This is a genomic window from Mycobacterium sp. NPDC051804 (assembly GCF_044452905.1).
Taxonomy (GTDB): Bacteria; Actinomycetota; Actinomycetes; order Mycobacteriales; family Mycobacteriaceae; genus Mycobacterium.
Genome location: NZ_JBITCD010000001.1, coordinates 981,928 through 1,000,193, shown reverse-complemented (window position 1 = coordinate 1,000,193; position 18,266 = coordinate 981,928). Strand labels below are relative to the sequence as shown.

19 protein-coding genes and 2 riboswitches are annotated in these 18,266 nt (G+C 66.9%); of the genes, 10 read left to right on the top strand and 9 right to left on the bottom strand.

Annotated elements, in window-relative coordinates; translation table 11 throughout:
• Window positions 1-35 precede the first annotated feature (35 nt).
• A riboswitch (TPP riboswitch) is annotated at window positions 36-145 on the top strand.
• From thiC to ACIA48_RS04790, 6 genes are all read left to right on the top strand, one after another.
• Complete coding sequence (gene thiC / locus ACIA48_RS04815) at window positions 140-1,696, top strand: phosphomethylpyrimidine synthase ThiC (protein ID WP_396728121.1); 1,557 nt, start codon at window positions 140-142, stop codon at window positions 1,694-1,696. It overlaps the preceding riboswitch by 6 nt.
• Window positions 1,693-2,529, top strand: a complete 837-nt coding sequence (gene thiD, locus ACIA48_RS04810) for a bifunctional hydroxymethylpyrimidine kinase/phosphomethylpyrimidine kinase (protein WP_396728119.1) — start codon at window positions 1,693-1,695, stop codon at window positions 2,527-2,529. Before thiC ends, thiD begins: the two co-directional genes overlap by 4 nt.
• Window positions 2,526-3,149, top strand: a complete 624-nt coding sequence (locus ACIA48_RS04805; RefSeq protein ID WP_396728117.1) for an alpha/beta family hydrolase — start codon at window positions 2,526-2,528, stop codon at window positions 3,147-3,149. Before thiD ends, ACIA48_RS04805 begins: the two co-directional genes overlap by 4 nt.
• Window positions 3,150-3,173: 24 nt before the next feature.
• Window positions 3,174-3,809 (top strand): septum formation family protein, encoded by a 636-nt coding sequence (locus ACIA48_RS04800; protein WP_396728115.1) that lies wholly within the window; start codon window positions 3,174-3,176, stop codon window positions 3,807-3,809.
• Window positions 3,810-3,852: 43 nt separating this feature from the next.
• On the top strand, window positions 3,853-5,340 hold the full coding sequence (locus tag ACIA48_RS04795) for a flavin-containing monooxygenase (RefSeq protein ID WP_396728113.1): 1,488 nt from the start codon (window positions 3,853-3,855) through the stop codon (window positions 5,338-5,340).
• Between the two features lie 20 nt (window positions 5,341-5,360).
• Window positions 5,361-5,627: a hypothetical protein gene (locus tag ACIA48_RS04790; RefSeq protein WP_396728111.1), complete on the top strand. Its 267-nt coding sequence runs from the start codon at window positions 5,361-5,363 to the stop codon at window positions 5,625-5,627.
• On the opposite strand, the gene ACIA48_RS04785 is transcribed toward ACIA48_RS04790, so the two are convergent.
• The gene (locus tag ACIA48_RS04785) at window positions 5,594-6,835 is read right to left on the bottom strand and encodes a TetR/AcrR family transcriptional regulator (protein ID WP_396728109.1); all 1,242 of its coding nucleotides are present in this window, start codon (window positions 6,833-6,835) and stop codon (window positions 5,594-5,596) included. The two genes, ACIA48_RS04790 and ACIA48_RS04785, sit on opposite strands and share 34 nt — an antisense overlap.
• Before the next feature lie 113 nt (window positions 6,836-6,948).
• On the opposite strand from ACIA48_RS04785, the gene ACIA48_RS04780 reads away from it, so the two are divergent.
• Genes ACIA48_RS04780 through ACIA48_RS04770 form a run of 3 tightly spaced genes read left to right on the top strand, consistent with a single transcriptional unit; the run spans window position 6,949 to window position 9,845 of the window.
• Entirely contained in the window at window positions 6,949-7,305 is a 357-nt protein-coding gene (locus tag ACIA48_RS04780; RefSeq protein ID WP_396728107.1) for a hypothetical protein, read from the top strand.
• Window positions 7,306-7,320: 15 nt separating this feature from the next.
• Window positions 7,321-8,550, top strand: coding sequence for an APC family permease (locus tag ACIA48_RS04775; protein ID WP_396728105.1), 1,230 nt, complete (start codon window positions 7,321-7,323; stop codon window positions 8,548-8,550).
• The gene (locus tag ACIA48_RS04770) at window positions 8,538-9,845 is read left to right on the top strand and encodes a uracil-xanthine permease family protein (protein WP_396728103.1); all 1,308 of its coding nucleotides are present in this window, start codon (window positions 8,538-8,540) and stop codon (window positions 9,843-9,845) included. The genes ACIA48_RS04775 and ACIA48_RS04770 overlap by 13 nt, the downstream gene beginning before the upstream one ends.
• Here the strand turns inward: ACIA48_RS04770 and ACIA48_RS04765 are convergent.
• The 7 genes from ACIA48_RS04765 to ACIA48_RS04735 all read right to left on the bottom strand — a co-directional run bounded on the left by ACIA48_RS04765 (window position 9,799) and on the right by ACIA48_RS04735 (window position 17,002).
• Window positions 9,799-11,283, bottom strand: coding sequence for a M28 family peptidase (locus ACIA48_RS04765; RefSeq protein ID WP_396728101.1), 1,485 nt, complete (start codon window positions 11,281-11,283; stop codon window positions 9,799-9,801). The genes ACIA48_RS04770 and ACIA48_RS04765 overlap by 47 nt on opposite strands.
• Window positions 11,280-12,788 (bottom strand): M28 family metallopeptidase, encoded by a 1,509-nt coding sequence (locus ACIA48_RS04760; RefSeq protein ID WP_396728099.1) that lies wholly within the window; start codon window positions 12,786-12,788, stop codon window positions 11,280-11,282. The genes ACIA48_RS04765 and ACIA48_RS04760 overlap by 4 nt, the downstream gene beginning before the upstream one ends.
• A gap of 34 nt (window positions 12,789-12,822) precedes the next feature.
• Window positions 12,823-13,578: an SGNH/GDSL hydrolase family protein gene (locus ACIA48_RS04755; RefSeq protein WP_396728097.1), complete on the bottom strand. Its 756-nt coding sequence runs from the start codon at window positions 13,576-13,578 to the stop codon at window positions 12,823-12,825.
• Window positions 13,575-14,333, bottom strand: coding sequence for a thiazole synthase (locus tag ACIA48_RS04750; RefSeq protein ID WP_396728095.1), 759 nt, complete (start codon window positions 14,331-14,333; stop codon window positions 13,575-13,577). Before ACIA48_RS04750 ends, ACIA48_RS04755 begins: the two co-directional genes overlap by 4 nt.
• Window positions 14,326-14,523: a sulfur carrier protein ThiS gene (gene thiS / locus ACIA48_RS04745; RefSeq protein WP_396728094.1), complete on the bottom strand. Its 198-nt coding sequence runs from the start codon at window positions 14,521-14,523 to the stop codon at window positions 14,326-14,328. The genes ACIA48_RS04750 and thiS overlap by 8 nt, the downstream gene beginning before the upstream one ends.
• A complete protein-coding gene (gene thiO, locus ACIA48_RS04740; protein ID WP_396728092.1) occupies window positions 14,520-15,542 on the bottom strand; it encodes a glycine oxidase ThiO in 1,023 nt (340 codons plus the stop codon). The genes thiS and thiO overlap by 4 nt, the downstream gene beginning before the upstream one ends.
• Window positions 15,511-15,620, bottom strand: a riboswitch (TPP riboswitch). (Overlaps the previous gene by 32 nt.)
• An 8-nt stretch (window positions 15,621-15,628) precedes the next feature.
• A complete protein-coding gene (locus ACIA48_RS04735) occupies window positions 15,629-17,002 on the bottom strand; it encodes an FAD-dependent oxidoreductase (RefSeq protein ID WP_396728090.1) in 1,374 nt (457 codons plus the stop codon).
• A gap of 82 nt (window positions 17,003-17,084) precedes the next feature.
• Between ACIA48_RS04735 and thiE the strand changes: the two genes are divergently transcribed.
• Window positions 17,085-17,756, top strand: a complete 672-nt coding sequence (gene thiE, locus ACIA48_RS04730; protein WP_396728088.1) for a thiamine phosphate synthase — start codon at window positions 17,085-17,087, stop codon at window positions 17,754-17,756.
• On the opposite strand, the gene ACIA48_RS04725 is transcribed toward thiE, so the two are convergent.
• A complete protein-coding gene (locus ACIA48_RS04725) occupies window positions 17,740-18,243 on the bottom strand; it encodes an NUDIX hydrolase (RefSeq protein ID WP_396728086.1) in 504 nt (167 codons plus the stop codon). The two genes, thiE and ACIA48_RS04725, sit on opposite strands and share 17 nt — an antisense overlap.
• Window positions 18,244-18,266 lie beyond the last annotated feature (23 nt).

The following is an 18,266-nucleotide window of genomic DNA, read 5'->3' as shown; positions in this document are numbered from 1 at the left end:
TTCCCGCGCACCGCCGAACTGAGCTAGCGTGGCAAGCGTCCACACACGGGAGCGCACACCCAGTGCGCTGAGAGGACGGGTAGGCCCGTCGACCGTACGAACCTGACCGGGTAATGCCGGCGTAGGGAGATGATGAAAAGTGCTGCATTCTGATGTCACCACGGGCCCCATCGCTGGCAGCTCCAAGGTCTACCGTGACTTCGACGGGATGCGAGTGCCGTTTCGCCGGGTGAACCTGACCAACGGCGAGCACTTCGACCTGTACGACACCTCGGGCCCGTACACCGACGCCGATGCCGTGCTCGACCTGCAGCAGGGACTCGCGGCCCGCCCCGGCGTGGTGCGGGACCGCGGCACCCAGCTTCAACGCGCCCGCACCGGAGAGATCACCGCCGAGATGGCGTTCATCGCCGCCCGCGAGAGTGTGGCACCCGAATTGGTTCGCGACGAGGTGGCTCGCGGCCGGGCCGTCATACCGGCCAACCACAACCACCCCGAGGCCGAACCGATGATCATCGGCAAGGCCTTCGCGGTGAAAGTCAATGCGAACATTGGCAATTCGGCCGTCAGCAGCTCGATCGCCGACGAAGTCGACAAGATGGTGTGGGCCACTCGGTGGGGCGCCGACACGATCATGGACCTGTCCACCGGCCGCGATATCCACCTGACCCGCGAGTGGATTCTGCGCAACTCGCCGGTGCCCGTCGGCACCGTCCCCATCTACCAGGCGCTGGAGAAGGTCAACGGCGATCCGGTGGCGCTGACGTGGGAGTGCTACCGCGACACCGTAATCGAACAATGCGAGCAGGGTGTGGACTACATGACCGTCCATGCCGGGGTGCTATTGCGCTACGTGCCACTTACCGCCAACCGCGTGACGGGGATCGTGAGCCGGGGCGGCTCCATCATGGCCGCGTGGTGTCTTGCACACCATCAGGAGTCGTTCCTGTACACCCACTTCGACGAGCTGTGCGAGATCCTGCAGCGCTACGACGTCACGTTCTCGCTCGGCGACGGTCTACGTCCGGGTTCGATCGCCGACGCCAACGACGCCGCGCAGTTCGCCGAGCTGCGCACTCTCGGTGAGCTGACGACGATCGCGAAATCACATGGCGTGCAAGTGATGATCGAGGGTCCGGGGCACGTCCCGATGCACAAGATCGTCGAGAACGTGCGGCTGGAGGAAGAGCTGTGCGACGAGGCTCCCTTCTACACGTTGGGCCCGCTGACCACCGACATCGCACCGGCCTACGACCACATCACCTCGGCGATCGGAGCGGCGATGATCGCCCAGGCCGGCACAGCGATGCTGTGTTACGTCACGCCGAAGGAACACCTGGGCCTACCTGATCGCAAAGACGTGAAGGACGGTGTGATCGCCTACAAGATCGCGGCGCATGCCGCCGATTTGGCCAAGGGGCACCCCCGCGCGCAGGAACGGGACGACGCCCTGTCGCGTGCCCGATTCGAGTTCCGATGGCACGACCAGTTCGCGCTCTCGCTGGATCCCGACACCGCGCGCGAGTTCCATGACGAGACTCTTCCCGCCGAACCGGCCAAGACCGCACACTTCTGCTCGATGTGCGGTCCGAAGTTCTGCTCGATGCGCATCACGCAGGACATCCGGGACGCCATGGCCGAAAAGTCCAAGGAGTTCACCGAACACGGCAACCAGGTCTATCTTCCACTCGCATGACCTACCTCGCGCTGACACCACCGGGCCAAACCCCACTTCGGGTCATGACGATCGCCGGATCCGACTCCGGTGGCGGCGCGGGCATCCAGGCCGACATGCGGACGTTCGCCATGCTCGGCGTGCACGGCCTGGTTGCCGTGACCGCAGTGACGGTGCAGAACTCGATGGGGGTCAAGGGGTTTCACGAGATCCCGCAGCACGTCATTGCCGGCCAGATCGAAGCCGTGGCGTCCGACATCGGCGTCCAAGCCGCCAAGACCGGCATGCTGGCCTCCTCCGCGATCATCGACACCGTCGCCGACACCTGGCGCACGCAGGGTCTGGCCGGGACCGTGCCGTTAGTCGTCGACCCGGTGTGCGCCTCGATGCACGGTGATCCGCTGCTGCATCCCAGCGCGCTGGATTCTCTCCGAGGTGAGCTGTTCCCGCTGGCCACGGTGGTGACGCCGAACCTCGACGAGGTGCGCCTGCTCGTGGACGTCGACGTCGTCGACGAGGCGTCCCAACGCACGGCGGCACATGCGCTGCACGCGCTAGGACCGCAATGGGTGCTGGTGAAGGGCGGCCACCTGAGGGCGTCGTCGCAGAGTCCCGATCTGCTGTTCGACGGGACAGACTTCTTCGAGTTCGACACCGCCCGCATCGACACCGGACACGACCACGGGGCCGGCGACACGCTGGCCGCCGCGATCGCGAGCGCACTGGCGCACGGCTACACCGTGCCCGATGCGGTCGCGTTCGGAAAGCGTTGGGTGACCGAATGTCTGCGCGCCGCCTATCCGCTGGGACACGGCCACGGCCCGGTGTCCGCACTCTTCAGGCTCAACGGATGAACGTCGACCAGATCGCGGGTATCGCCCACGAGCCAACAGGCAAGGCCAAGGGCGCCATCGTGCTGACGCACGGCGCCGGTGGCAGCCGGGAATCCCCATTGCTGCAGAAGATCTGCGACGAATGGGCCGCACATGGCTGGCTTGCTATCAGGTACAACCTGCCCTATCGGCGGCGACGCCCCAAGGGCCCGCCGTCGAATTCCGCCGCGTCCGACCAGGCCGGCATCGTCGAGGCCATCGAGCTGGCCCGCACCCTCACCAAAGGGCCGGTCCTCGCAGGCGGTCACTCGTACGGTGGCCGGATGACGTCGATGGTCGTCGCCGATGACGTGGTGAAAGTCGATGCGCTGACACTGTTCTCATACCCGCTGCACCCGCCGGGCAAGCCAGAGCGGGCCCGCACCGAACACCTACCCCGGATTGCGGTGCCCACAGTGCTCACCCACGGCACCGCCGACCCGTTCGGGTCGATCGATGAGCTGCGCGCCGCGGCGGCGCTCATCCCCACCGCCACCGAGGTCGTCGAGATCACCGGCGCCCGACATGATCTCGGCTCGAAGTCCCTGAATGTCCCAGCGCTGGCGGTCGACGCCGCGCTCCGATTGCTGGGTGCGTCCTAGGGCGCTGGACGCTAATGTCACAGGGTGACCACGCCGCCGGGCAATCCCCCGCCATATGGCCAGCCGCCGTATCCGTACGGTGAGCAACCTCCGTACGGACAGCCCCCCGGCGCGTATCCACCGCCGCCGCCGTATCCGAGCGCGTACCCGCCACCGCCTCCGCAGCCGTACTCACAGCAGCCCCCTGGCTATTTCCCGCCGCCGCAGAAGTCGAACTCCAAGAAAATCGTCTTCATCGTCCTCGGCGTCGTCGCGGCTCTGCTCGTGCTCGTCGTCGGCGGCAGCGTCGCGCTGTATCTGGCCTTTGGGCAGGGCACCGTCACCGCGACCGATGTCGAGATGGGCGACTGCCTTTCCGAGATCCCCGGCGACACCCGGGTGCTGACGGTGAAGACGATCGATTGCGCCGAACCGCATGCAGGCGAGGTGTTCGCGGTGTTGCAGATGCCCGGGAGCGACTTCCCCGGCCAGGCCGCCATCGACACGTACGCCGACAAGTGCAGCCCGGAATTGGCGTCGTACTCACCGTCGGCGATGACCGACGACAGCGTCCAGCTGTACGTGCTGTACCCGACCGCCGAAACCTGGGAGCAGGGCGACAGGGCGGTGACGTGCATCGCGACGCTCGATCCGCCACGGTCAGGCTCGATCAAAGGCTGAGGCGATCACGGAAGTTCCTGGTACCTGAGGTACCGTTTTACGCATGACTTCGGAGCAATTCGACGCCGTCATCGTGGGCGCCGGTTTCGGGGGGATCGGCGCTGCCATCCAGCTCAAGCGGCTGGGCATCGAGAACTTCGTCATCCTCGACCGCGAGGAAGACTTGGGCGGCACCTGGTACGTCAACCACTACCCCGGCCTGGCCGTCGACGTTCCGACGACCACCTACTCGTACTTTTTCGAGCCGAACCCCAACTGGTCGCGGCTGTTCTCCACGGGCGCGGAGATCAAGCAGTACGCCGACGACGTCGCCGACAAGTACGACGTTCGATCACACATGCGGTTCAGCACCACCGTCGAGGGCGCCCGCTGGGACGAGGAGGCCAAACTCTGGCGCGTGGCGCTGGCCGGCGGCGAGACGCTGACCACCCGCTACCTGATCACAGCCACCGGCTTCCTGTCACAGCCCCACACTCCCGACATCCCGGGCATCACCGGGTTCGAGGGCAAGGTCATCCACACGACGGCCTGGGACGACGACTACGACCTTGCGGGTAAGCGGATCGCGATCATCGGCACCGGCGCGACCGCGGTGCAGCTCATCCCGGAGCTCGCGCGCAAGGCCGCGGACCTGACCGTATACCAGCGCACCGCGATCTGGGTGGTGCCCAAGCTCGACTTCGCGATTCCCGAACGCGCAAAGCGACTGTTCAAGCGGGTCCCGTTGGCGCAGCGAGCCATTCGCGCGATCACCGACAACATCTACGAATTCTTCAACTACGTCGTTCTGCATCATCGACTGCTCCTCGGCAGGCGGCTGACACTCGGCGCATCCGACATCGCGAAGCTGCACCGATACCTGTCGGTACGCGACCCCGAGCTGCGCGAGAAGCTCACCCCGGACTACGAATTCGGGTGCAAGCGCCCCACGTTCTCGAACAACTACTATCGCCTCTTCACCAAACCCCATGTGCACCTGCAGGCCAGCGGCATCGAACGGGTGGAGGCCGATGCGATCGTCGCCAACGACGGCACCAGGACGACCATCGACACCCTGGTGCTCGCCACGGGTTTCGACCTCTGGGAGGCGAACTTCCCCGCCATCGAGATTGTCGGCAGAGATGGCCGCAACCTCGGGAAGTGGTGGCGCGACACCAGGTTCCAGGCATATCAGGGTGTCACAGTCCCGTACTTCCCCAATTACCTGAGCCTGGCCAGCCCCTACGCGTTTCTCGGGTTGAACTTCTTCAACGCGATGGAATACCAGATGCGGCATATGGATCGACTGTTCGGTGAGATCAAGCGGCGCGGTGCGACCACGTTCGAGATCACCGAGGACGCCAACTCCCGTTACCTCGACCGGATGACGGAGTTGATCCCCAATACGGTTTTCGCCGACGGCAATTGCGCGTCGTCGCGGTCCTACTACTTCAACCCGAGCGGGGAGCCCACTCTGCTGCGGCCGATGTCGACGCGTACCGCCATCAAGGAAGCCTCCGAATTTCCGTTGAGCGACTACCAGATTTCGTGACCAGAGAGGAACCAGTAGCAGTGCCGAAAGAGAATTCGCGTGGTGCGACCATCGCGGGGCTGGCCCTCGCGGGTACCGGCCTGGCGCACTTTGCCCGTCCTGCGCTCTTCGAATCGATCACCGCGCCGGCATTTCCGCGCAACACCCGTCAGAACATCTACATCAACGGCGGCATCGAGACGGCGCTGGGCCTCGGCCTGGCCGCACCGAAGACCCGCAAGCTGGCCGTCGTCGGCGTGCTCGGATACGTCGCCTACTTGGCGGGCAACGTCGCACGTAATCGGTAGCGGCCCAACAACGTCAGATCCAGCAGCCGCTCCATGGTCGCGAAGCTGTGCATCGACTGCTCGTAACGCATCAGGCGGCCGAGGTCGATCACCAGTGACATCGCGGCGTGCACGGCGAACCGCGCCTGCCCCGGAGTCCATTCGGGCCGCACAGCCACGACCAATTCGACCCATGCCTCCACCGTGGAGCGCTGCATGTTGCGCAGGATCTTCTGGTCGGCCGCCGACATGTTGAGTCGCTCGCTGTAATACACGTAGTCCAACTCCGGCTGATCGAAAGACCGTGCCACGTAGGCGTCGATGACCGCCGTCAGCGCGTCCTCCGCGTCGTCGATCGTGGCCGTGATGGTCGACGTGTCCGCCGACAGCCGGTCAGCCGCCCTGCGGAACGCCGCCGCAAGGATGTCGCTCTTGCCGGAGAAGTACCGATAGATGCCGGAAGCTGGCATCCCGACCGCCGCGGCAATGTCTTCCATGCCGGTGTCGCGATACCCCTTGAGGTTGAACAGCTGCATCGATTCATCAAGCAGTGCTTCGTATCTCGATGATTCTGCCCCCGTCGAAACGTCGGTCTCGATAACGCCAGGATCGTCGCGCGGATCGGGCAGTTCGGCGGCGAGCACCGCGTCGGCGAGCTCGGCCAGCAGCGCCCGCACCTGAATGGCAGGCAGCTTGGCCCGGTGGTCGACGATGCTGCCAAGCACCGAAAGGACCGCCGTCGACAGCGTCCACCGTTGACGCGCCGTCAGCTCGGGGCGAATCACGCACAGCGGCCGTTGGATTCGGTGGTGAACGGTGCGCATCTGCGCTATCAGGGTGGCCTGGTCGTCACCGCGCAAGTAGCGGCCTTCCCATCGATAGAGCCCACCTGATTCGCGATTGGCCATGGCGGTGTCGATGAGCGAGGCGACCAGCCGGTGCAGGACGAGTTGGGGATCCTCCGTCGCAGCATCCTCGGCGAACTCCGTGCAATCCACCAGCTGCTGGCCGAGGCTGAGCACCGCATCACGGAAGAGTTCGTACTTGCCGGTGTAGTGCCGGTACAGGGCGGCGGCCGAGATGCCCACGCGGGACGCGATGGCCTCCATGCTCACACCGTGGAAGCCCAGGTTGCTGAACGCTTCTGCCGAAGCGCGCGCGATCTGAGCTTTGCGGTCTTTGGGCCGGCGCCGAATGGTTTCGCCGCTCACTGGCCGGTCGCGAGCCATGGCTGACACGATAACCGACGTTACCCACACAGCGCGTCCAGCCAGGGCAAAAACCCTGCCGAAGCAGTGGCAACAGGGAGAACAGCCATTAACATAGATGGAGTGTGCGATACATGAACGGGGGACCCATGCATCACTATCACCGTCGCGCGTTCTACACCGGCGTCGGCTGCGTCGTCCTGATCGTCGCGGGCCTGTTGGCGCTCAATTTTCCTGTTTTTCTCGACGCCTTCGATCAATACGGATTCCAGATCAAATGCGGGACGGGATTCGCCACTGATCTGAGCCAGGCGGCGGCCGCGGCCGGTCAGCACACCTATGTCGACCAATGCGAGACAGCCCTGCTCGCGCGCCGCCTGTGGACCATCCCGCCAGTGGCGACCGGGGCCATAGGGCTCGTCCTCGTGGTTGCGGTGACCACGCTTCTCTGGGGCCGGGAATCGGCGTTCGGGAAAGACCCCGTCGCGTGAATTAGCATCAGCGAAGTGAACGCGCCCGGCGGCCAGGAACTGCACCGCCGGCTCGGCACCTTCGACGCGGTGATCATCGGCCTTGGCTCAATGATCGGCGCGGGCATCTTCGTCGCACTGGCTCCGGCCGCAGCGGCCGGTGGTTCGGGTCTGCTCATCGGTCTCGGTATCGCCGCAGTCGTCGCATATTGCAATGCCACCTCCTCGGCGCAACTGGCGGCCCGGTACCCGCAGTCCGGCGGTACCTACGTCTACGGCAGGGAGCGCCTCGGTGATTTCTGGGGCTACACGGCGGGGTGGAGCTTCGTCGTCGGAAAGACCGCGTCCTGCGCGGCGATGGCGCTCACCGTCGGCTACTACGTATGGCCGTCCTGGGCGCACGCCGTCGCGGTCGCGGCGGTCGTGGCACTGACGGCATTGAATTACACCGGCATTCAGAAGTCGGCGCTGCTGACCCGCGCCATTGTCGCCGTGGTGCTCGCGGTACTCGCCGCAGTGGTGGTCGTCATCCTCGGCTTCGGCGATGCGGACCTGTCGCGGATCGCCGTCGGTTCCGACGTTTCCGTCGCGGGCGTGTTGCAGGCCGCCGGGTTGCTGTTCTTCGCGTTCGCCGGATACGCGCGCATCGCCACCCTCGGCGAAGAGGTACGCGATCCGGCCCGCACGATCCCCCGCGCCATCCCGATCGCGCTCACGATCGCTCTGGTGGTCTACGGCGTCGTAGCCGTCGCGGTGCTGGCCGAACTGGGCAGCGAAACCTTGGGCAACGCGACCGCTCCGCTCGCCGACGCAGTCGCGGCGGCGGGCTTTCCCGGGATGGAGCCCGTGGTCCGCATCGGGGCCGCCGTCGCCGCGCTCGGTTCGCTGCTCGCACTTGTCCTCGGGGTTTCGCGCACGACGCTGGCGATGGCGCGCGACCGCCACCTGCCGCACGTACTGGCCGCGGTGCACCCGCGGTTCGGCAGCCCCTACCGTGCCGAGGTCGCCGTCGGCATCGTGGTGGCGGTCGCGGCGGCGCTCGTGGACGTGCGCGACGCGATCGGCTTCTCGTCCTTCGCCGTGCTGTTGTATTACGCGATCGCGAATGCGTCGGCGTGGACACTCGGGGCGCGCGTCATCCCGGGTGTTGGCCTTGGGGGCTGTCTGCTGCTCGCCTTCACACTGCCCATCAATTCGGTCATCGTGGGCTCTGGTGTGGTTGTGGTAGGCGCGGTTGCCTACGGTCTTAGAGCATGGCGTTCCTGACATGGACTCCGTTGTTGAAGTGGACGCGCGTCGACGCCCGTGCCGACGACGACTTCGTCGTCGCACCTGACGAACGGCTCGACTGGTTCCGCACCATCGGCATCGGCGCACAACACGTCGTGGCCATGTTCGGAGCGACCTTCCTGGTGCCGGTGCTCACCGGATTCCCGCCGGCGACCACTTTGCTGTTCTCGGGCATCGGCACGGTGCTGTTCCTGCTGATCACCGGCAACCGGCTGCCGAGCTATCTCGGTTCGAGCTTCTCGGTGATCGCTCCGGTCACCGCGGCCGTCGCGTCCAATGGCACGGGCAGCGCGCTGGGTGGCATCGTGGCGGTCGGTGTCACCCTGATCGTCATCGGCTCGGTCGTACACCTGGTCGGCACACACTGGATCGACGTGACGTTGCCGCCGGTTGTCACCGGCGCGATCGTCGCCCTCATCGGTTTCAACCTCGCGCCCGCCGCGAAATCGAACTTCGAGAAGGGCCCGCTCGTCGGCATCGTCACGCTGGTACTGCTGGTGGCCACGCTGGCGTTCTTCCGCGGCATCATCGGCCGGCTTGCAATCTTCATCGCGGTGGTCGCGGGGTACCTGCTCGCGCTGCTCCTCGGCGAGGTCGACACCTCGGGTATCAAGGCTGCCCCCTGGGTCGGCTTGCCCGAGTTCCAGACTCCGACATTCACGTTGGCTGTGTTGCCGATGTTCCTGCCCGCCGTGATAGCCCTGGTCGCCGAGAACATCGGGCACGTCAAGTCGGTCGGCCAGATGACTGGCACCGACGTCGATCCGGTGACTGGCCGCGCGCTGGCCGCCGACGGGGTGGCCACGACACTGGCGGGTCTCGGCGGCGGATCCGCGACGACCACGTACGCCGAGAACATCGGCGTCATGGCCGCCACCCGGGTCTATTCGACGGCGGCGTACTGGATTGCCGCGGCGGTCGCCATCCTGCTGTCGCTGTGCCCGAAGGTGGGCGCCGCCATCTCCGCCATCCCCGCGGGAGTTCTCGGCGGGGCGACGGTGGTCCTGTACGGACTGGTCGGCATTCTCGGTGTGCGGATCTGGCTGACGAATCACGTCGATTTCTCCAAGCCGCTCAACCAGATGACCGCAGCCATCCCGCTGATCATCGGTATCGCCGACTTCACTTGGCATGCAGGCAATTTGACGTTCACCGGCATCGCGCTGGGATCGATCGCCGCCCTGGTCGTGTATCACGGCATGCGGCTGTTGGGGTTCAGGCGGACTAGCGAGCGCTCCGATGCCGCTGATCGAACGCCGGAACTCCATTGACACCCTCGACCGATTGCGCATAGGTGCCGACCGCGAAGGCCGCCGCCGATCCCATCACCGACAGCGCATCCCGGTCGATGTTGTCGATCGTGTCGCGCGGTGTGCGGTAGTTGGGGTCATACGGAGCACCGGCCCGGCCGCCCCAAAGTCGTGCTTGCACTTCGGTTTTCCGCTGCGATGCCCCCGCAGTCAGGCCGCCGACGGGGACGCCTGCGGTCAGGAATGCGTTGTAGTCGGTGTATCGGGTCAGCGGCATGTCGGCGGGCCGGGCACCCGCGCTGTTGAGATAGGACGCCAGCGTCCGTTCGATACCGGCCGAACCCTCGGGGACGGTGTCCAGCGGAATCTCAGGGTTCGGCTGGCCCGACTGATCCCCGTCGTAAGTGAAATAGCCGGCGTTGGGTGAGCCGATCATGTCCAGGTCGAGATACAGCGCGATCTCGTCGAGTTGTCCACCCTCGAGCCCGCGGATGTACTTCGTCGCGCCCTGCAGCGCGTTCTCCTCCGAACCCCACAGGGCGAACCGCACGGCGTTGCGGATCTGCGGTGCCGACCCGAGCGCCCCTGCGGTCTCCAGCACTGCGGCGACTCCGGAGCCGTCGTCGTTGATGCCGGGACTGCGGGCGGAGCTGTCGAGGTGTGCGCCGACCATCACCACATTGCGGGTATCACCAGACTTTGTTTGTGCCAGCACATTTCGTGCCTTCTTCATGACCGGCTTGTTGTCCAGAACCAGTTTCACCGGTGCGGTAGTCCGGCGCAGCGCCGCGTTGGCGTCGTTGCCGATGACCCCGACGGGCACGGTGAGCTGCTGGTAGTAACCCGGCGTGAAGAGGCCGGGTGGGCTGCCTGCGCCCGGCGCGGGTGCGCTGACGACGAGCACGCCGACCGCGCCCCTGTCGACAGCCGCGTTCTGTTTGGCGACGACCGAGCATCCGGTGTCGTCGACGACGGCGATCGCCCCTCTCATCGACACCGTGCCGTAGTCGGCGGACCGGCAGCCTGCGGATGTCTTCTGCGGTCGCAGTGTCACCCCATTCAGCCCACCCCGTGACGTGGTGATCAGCAGTGAGGCCTGCTGCACGCCGTAGTTGCGGCCACCGATCGTGAGCTGCGGATTTCCGCCCTCCGAGCGGTCGAGCAGCTCGAACTCAGGGGTCTGGACATCAAAGCCCTTGTCCTGCAGAAATTTTGCGACATAGTCCACGCTGGCGTCGTAGCCGGGTGTGCCGTTGGACCTGCTGCCGTCGTTCGCGTCGGCGATCGTCTGCAGCTCCTGCAGATGGGTATACATACCGTCGGCGCTGATCTTGCCCGCCAGTTCGGCAGCCAGATCCGGCGATGGCGCCGCGGAGTCAGACGAGCACGACGTCAGCACCGAGCCCACCGAGATCGCCGCGACGACTGCCGCCCACCACCTCATCTTCGGAATCATCATGACTCGAGCACGTGGCGCGTGCGGTCGTCGCGGACCGGTATGCCGTTGCGTCCACTTTGATCCTGCGCGTACAGCGCAACGGCGTATGCCGCACCGCGACCGTTGATTTCGAATGCCGTCCGGTCGATGTTGTCGATGTTGTCTCCGGGCTTGTGGTAGTTCGGGTCGAAAGGTTGGCCGGCTTCCTCCCCGCCCCACCGCTCGGCTTGTTCGGGCGTCATCTTCTCCTCGGCGCCGGTGAACAGACCGCCCGCGGCCACCCCGGCCAGCGTGAAACTGCTGAAATCCGAACGACCTTCGAACTGGATGTCTTCGGGGTTCTTACCGGCCGCCTTGAGATAGGCCACGAGCGTGCGCTCGATGCCCGCCGACCCCTCCGGTATGCGTGGCGCCTGCTGCTGCGGATCCGGCGGGGCGGACTGATCGCCGTCGATGGTGAAGTAGCCCGGATTGGGCGAGGCGATCATGTCGAAGTTCAGATAGAGCGCGAGGTCCATGAGTGCCTCGTGATCGAGCGACGCCACATAGTCGTTCGACCCGAGGAGCCCGAATTCCTCGGCACCCCAGAACCCGAACCGCACCGCGTTTTTCACGTCGGGCGATGGGCCGAGCTGCAGCGCCGTCTCCAGCACCGCCGCCACGCCGGAGCCGTTGTCGTTGATCCCCGGCCCCTCCTCGACGCTGTCGAGGTGCGCACCGGTCATCACGACATCGGACGTGGCCCCCGTCTTCGTCTGGGCGATCACGTTGCGGGTGCGCTCGACGCGTACGCCCGCGTTCAGCTTGATGGTGGTCGGGCCCGGGTCCGCACGCAACTGCTCGCCGGTGGCCTTCGTGACGCCGATGACCGGAATCTTCACAGCGGTATCGGGGCCGAGCGTGCCGCCCACCCCGTCGCCGTCGACGTTGTTGGCCACGATCAGTGCGACCGCACCGCGCTCGGCGGCCGCGGCCTGTTTGTCACCGAACTGGCACTCCCCGCGATCGACGAGCACGATTGCACCCTTGACCGGCAGGCCGTCGTAGTCGGACGCCGTACATCCCGGTGAATCCTCGGCGCGGGCCGCCACCAGCTCACCGGCAACCCCGTCGCCCTTGGTGCCGATGGTGAACTCCAGCGGAACAGCCTCGACCTTCGCGCCCGACACGGTGAGCGCTGGTTCGTCGGAATACGGCAGACGCACTTCGAATTCGGGGGTTTGCACGTCGAAGCCCTTGTCGCGCAGGGCGTTCGCCACATAGTCGACGCTCGCGTCGTAGCCGGGGGTGCCGAGCGCCCGGTTCCCTCCGTGCTCGTCGGCGATCTCCTGCAATTTGGTCACGTGCGCCATCATCGCGTCGCCCGTGACCGCCTCCGAGATTTTCTGCGCGAAGGCCGTCGCCGCCGTGGTCGGGCCTGCCGGGGTGGCCGGCGGCTCGGACGGCTGAGGGCGCATTTCGCGTCCGCACCCGGCCAGCACAAGGATGGCGGCCATCGCCAGCGCGGCCATTCTCGACACCGTCATTTTCGACAACACTGTGCGCCCCATCGGCACCACGTTAGCCCGAGTCGGCGGCACCGGGCCCGGACATCTGCGCGACGACCAGATCCGCGACCGCCCGCATGCCCGCGGCGTTGGGGTGCAGGGGCGCGGGACGACAGGGCAGCGGCAGCCCGAATCCGGTCGTCCACGGGTCGGCGGACCACGCGTGGTGGGCCACGCTGTGCTCGGCTGCCCGCACGAGCTCGCAGCCGGTGTCGGCGGCGGCTTGGGCGGTTGCCCGCGCCAACTCATCGGCCACGTGCCGTCCCCTGGCGGCGTCGGCGTCGGACAGTGGCGGGGCGGCGGTCCCGGGCGGCGGCAGCAGCGTCAGGTAGTCGACGAACAACACCCGCGCCTGCGGTGAGCGTTGTCGCAGGCTTCGGCCGACGGTTCGCAGCGACTCGGCGACCTCGTCCAGAGCCCCCTCGCGCTTGCCGAACAGCGGGAGGGCACGCACGAACCTGGGCAACCCGGCCGCGAATAGCAGTGGCACGTAGCCGACGTCGTTGCCGCCGATGGTGACGGTGATCAGGTCTTCGGTCCCATCCAGTGCCTCGATCTGCGGCGCGGCGCCCGGCTGCGTCTGAGCGAGCACGTGTGCGGTCTTCGCGCCGGAGTAAGTCACATCGACGAGATCAAATCCGAGACGGTCGGCGACCAGATGCGGGTAGTTGCGCGCCGAACGGCCCGCGAAGAACGGGGCACCGTTGGCCCGTGGCCGGATTCCCGGTCCGGCGGCCATCGAACTGCCCAGCGCCACATACCTTCTCATAAAGACGGGCTGGATGTTTGCGCCCAGAACCGCTTCGGGATCCGGCCGGCCTGACGGGCCAGATATCCGGCGGTGACGGCGGAGGCCATCGCCGCGGCCATGGTGGGCGGATCGGCGGCTCGGGTGACGGCCGTCGCGAGAAGGACTGCGTCGCAGCCGAGCTCCATCGCCATCGCGGCGTCGCTCGCGGTGCCGATACCGGCGTCGAGCACAACCGGCACCGACGCGTGTTCGACGATCATCTCGATGTTGTGCGGGTTGGCGATGCCCAGTCCCGTCCCGATCGGCGAGCCCAGCGGCATGACGGCGGCGCAGCCGGTGTCCTCCAGCCGGCGCGCGAGCACGGGATCGTCGTTGGTGTAGGGCAGCACGACAAATCCGTCGTCAACCAACTGCTCTGCGGCCCTGATCAATTCGACGGCGTCCGGCAGCAGGGTTCGCTCGTCGGCGATGACCTCGAGTTTGACCCAGTCGGTCTGCAGCGCTTCGCGGGCGAGCTGGGCGGTCAGCACCGCCTCGGCGGCGCCCCGGCAGCCCGCGGTGTTCGGCAACGGCGTGATGCCGAGCCGGTTCAGCAGATCGAGCACACCGGTGCCGCCCTCGCTGTCGACGCGACGCATCGCCACCGTGGTCAGTTCCGTACCCGACGCCACCAGAGCCTCTTCGAGGACCGTGAGGTTGGCCGCGCCACCCGTACCGAGGATGAGACGGGATCCGAACGCGCGACCGGCGATCGTCAGCTTCGTGTCAACCACCCTGCACCGCCGTCACCACCTCGACCCGCGCGCCATCGGCGAGCGTCGTCTCCCATTCCGACCGGGGCAGCACCGACCAGTCAACCGCCACCGCGATGCCCTTTTCACCGAAGCCGAGCCGTTCCACCAACGCGGCGACGGTCGTGCCATCGTCGACTTCGACGGCTTCGTCGTTTACCGAGATTTTCATCGGCTCCTCCCGTTCAGCTCCCCCAGTATCGCCTCGGCCGTCCACGGCGCCAGCAGAAATCCATTGCGCCCATGCCCGCCGGCAACCAGTGTGCGGTCGTCGAGCCGGCCGACGACGGGAAGTCCGTCGGGCGTCATCGGGCGCAGCCCGGCTGCGCATTCGGCGAATTCGTACTCCCCGAGGGCGGGCATCACCGCGCATGCGTCGTCGAGCAGTTCGCGCACACCTGTGACGGCGGGGGCGATGTCCCGACCGTGCTCGTACTGCGTGGCGCCGACGACCACGCCGTCGTGCCGCGGCACCAGGTACACCTGGCGGCCGTGCACGCGGGCGCGGATCACGCGCTGCGGCACCGGCATACAACCTCTGCGCCAGCGCAGCCGAAGCACTTCGCCCTTCACAGGGCGGATCGGCAGACCCGGCCACAGTGAAGGCGCGTCGATACCGTTGGCGATCACCACGGTGTCCGCCCTGGCCTCCGCCAACTCACCGAGGGCGGGAGCCCACTGCACCCCGAGCCGGTCGCAATGCGCGGCCAGGGCATCGACCACGGCCCGATTATCCACGGCCAGTTCGGTTTCCGCGCGAAACCCGTGACGGATGCCCTGCGCGAGCAGCGGTTCGATGTCGCGGGCGGCGGTGGTGAGCTCCACCGGATGCCCCTGAGCGGCCAACCACTCGCCGACGGTCTTCAGATCCGCGGCGTCGGCCCTGTCGACGGCGACGACGAGCGATTCGCGCGCGGTGACGACGCTGTCGGGAAGGCCGTCGAGGAAGTCGCTGTGCCACATCTTCAGTGACGCCAGCCCGAGTCGCAGCAGCCGCTCTTCACCGGGCCAGCCCTCGCTGTGCGGGGCGAGCATGCCACCTGCCACCCATGACGAACCCGGTTCGTGGCTGCGGTGCACACGCACGGTCCAACCGTCGAGCGCCGCTCGTCGTGCGATCGCCAACCCGATCACGCCGCCACCGATGACGGCCACTGATCTCGTCGCCAATTCCCCTCCCTTCGCCGGCATGACCCGGATCAGGTGTGACGGTAAGGGCAGGCGTGCCCACTCTCAGTCCCCGCTCTCGGGACTCCCGTGTCAGGGTTCTCAGCGTACTAGGACGGGGTCAGCACCCCCGCTTCCTGGGCAGACGCCGAACGCCCGCCGCGCATGGCGGTTCGCAGGAGCATCCTGGGGCGCACCAGGTTCGCGGGGGGATCCATCAGTCCGACGACGCGAAGGAATTGCGCGGCAACGTCGAGATCGTATTCGCCGGCGGCCTGTAGTCGGTCGGCGTAGGAGTTTGTCAGCCGCACGGCAAGCGACCGGGGACCCTCGATCTCCGGCAGTTTGAGGTCGGCTCCCGTCGCGAACTGCCAGGCCACTCCGACGGGTTTGGCTGCAGCCCGGAAATACCGACGCGGAAGGTCAACGGGCCCTTCCTGCAAACACTGGCCGAGCGCCTCGGCCTGCAGCATCGCCACCGTCATGCCCTGTCCGTAGATCGGGTTGAAGCTGCACATCGCGTCCCCCAGCACAACCAGACCGTCGGGGAACCGACGCATCTTGTCGAACCGGCGCCACCGGCTCTCCGGGTAGCCGAACCGACACGGTTCGCCCAGTGCCTCTCCGGCCCTGACCGCGTCGATCACATGCCGGGGCGCCAGGCCGGCGGCGAAATCGATCATCTCGTCAGACACATCCGGTGGTGTGCACCCGGCCATGCCGAAGACAGTCAACATCCATGTGTCGTTCTCGTAGCCCAGAAGTGCCATCCCGAACGGCCTGCCGGGAACGGGACCGACAAGCACGATCTTCTCCCGCAGGGCGCCCGGGGGCAGTTGAAACAGCTGACTCGAATACGTCACCCGGACCTTGACGCTGCACTCGGGTGGCCGGCCATATCCCAGCGCATTCAGCAGAGCCGGTGTCCGTGCGGCGCGTCCGGTCGCATCCACCACCAAGTCGGCGTTCAGCACATGCTCCCGATCCGAATTGTGGGCTTTCACCCGCGCACCGGTGACACGGTCTCCGCCCGCGTCCGACAGCAGCGCGGCGACGTCGTAACCGTCGAGCAGATTCACGCTTTCGAAAGCCCGGAGGCGCTGCCGGACAAGGGTTTCCAGCAGCGGACGACTCGGAATGAACACCGCTGGAACATTGGCCAAACCGCCGCTACGCGGTATGAGGTGGCCCGCGAAAGACAGATACGTCTCGGACAAATCGCGGTAGTCGAGTACCGGGACGCCAGCGGCGAGGAGGTCGTCGGCGAATCCGGGGAAGAAGTCGGCGAGCGCCGCCAGCCCTCTACCCAGAATCGCGTGACCGTGCCTGCCCTGCGGGACGCCCCGCCGATTGGCCGAACTGTGCGGAAGCACGTCCCGTTCGACCACGGTCACCGTTTCGAAATGCTCTGCCAGCACACGCGCGGCCGACAGCCCGCCCATGCTCGCACCCAGTACCACCGCGTGTTCGCCGATCTTGGTCATACCTCGACCTTCGCGAGGCCGCCTCGGCGGCCATAGCGTAGTCGGCTACCTCAGTCCCGGACCCGGTCGCTAGCGTCGCGGTGTGCACACACCCGCCGAACGCCTCGCCACCGCCTCGCTGTACCTGTGCACCGACGCCCGGCGTGAGCGCGGCGACCTCGCCGAATTCGCCGACGCGGCGCTGACGGGCGGGGTCGACATCATCCAATTGCGGGACAAGGGCTCGCCGGGTGAGCGAAAGTTCGGGCCGCTTGAGGCACGCCAGGAACTCGAAGCGCTGGCCATCCTCGCCGACGCCGCGCGCCGCCACCGCGCGCTGCTGGCGGTCAACGATCGGGCCGACATCGCGCTGGCCGCGGGGGCCGATGTGCTGCATCTGGGCCAGGACGATCTGCCACTTCCGGTGGCCCGCCGCGTCATCGGTGCCGGCCCGCTGATCGGCCGGTCCACCCACGACGACGCACAGGTGGCCGCGGCGACGTCGGAGGACGTCGACTACTTCTGTGTCGGGCCGTGCTGGCCGACGCCGACGAAGCCCGGACGTGCGGCACCGGGCCTCGACCTCGTGCGGACTGCCGCGCGGTCGGGGACGCAGAAGCCTTGGTTCGCGATCGGTGGGATCGACGCGGCGCGGCTGTCGGAGGTCATTGCGGCAGGAGCACGCCGGGTTGTAGTGGTGCGCGCGATCACCGAGGCCGACGATCCGGCCGCGGCGGCACGACTGTTGAAAGGCGAGCTCAGAGCTGCTTGTTGAGCAGCGGGATCGAAGCCGACTCAGTGCGCAACAGCGCCCAGCTGGCGGCGAAACCGGGGTGCAGCGGCAGGTCGGCGACCTCGTCCTCGGCGACCCACCGTAATTCCGCGCTCTCCCGATTGGGTGTGGTCGCCAGCTGTTCGGGGGCATCGGCGATGACGGTCGTGTAGCTCCAGTGGGCGCCGTCGTCACCGAACACCTCTTTGGTGATGACCGTCGTTCGCACCGTGAGCTGTTCTCCGGACAATCCGGCTTCCTCGTGCGCCTCCCGGATGGCCGCCTGTTCGACGGTTTCGTGACTGTCCCGGGCACCGCCGGGTAAACCCCACGTTCCGCCCTGATGACTCCACGCAGCCCGGTGCTGCAACAGATATGCCGCCGAACCGTCGTGATGCGGCGCCCGCAACAACAGACCCGCCGCACCATGCCTACCCCAGAACCACGAGCCGGTATCGGACACCACCCAGCCGTCGCCATCGCCACGCACCCGTCAAGAATACGGACGCGCGT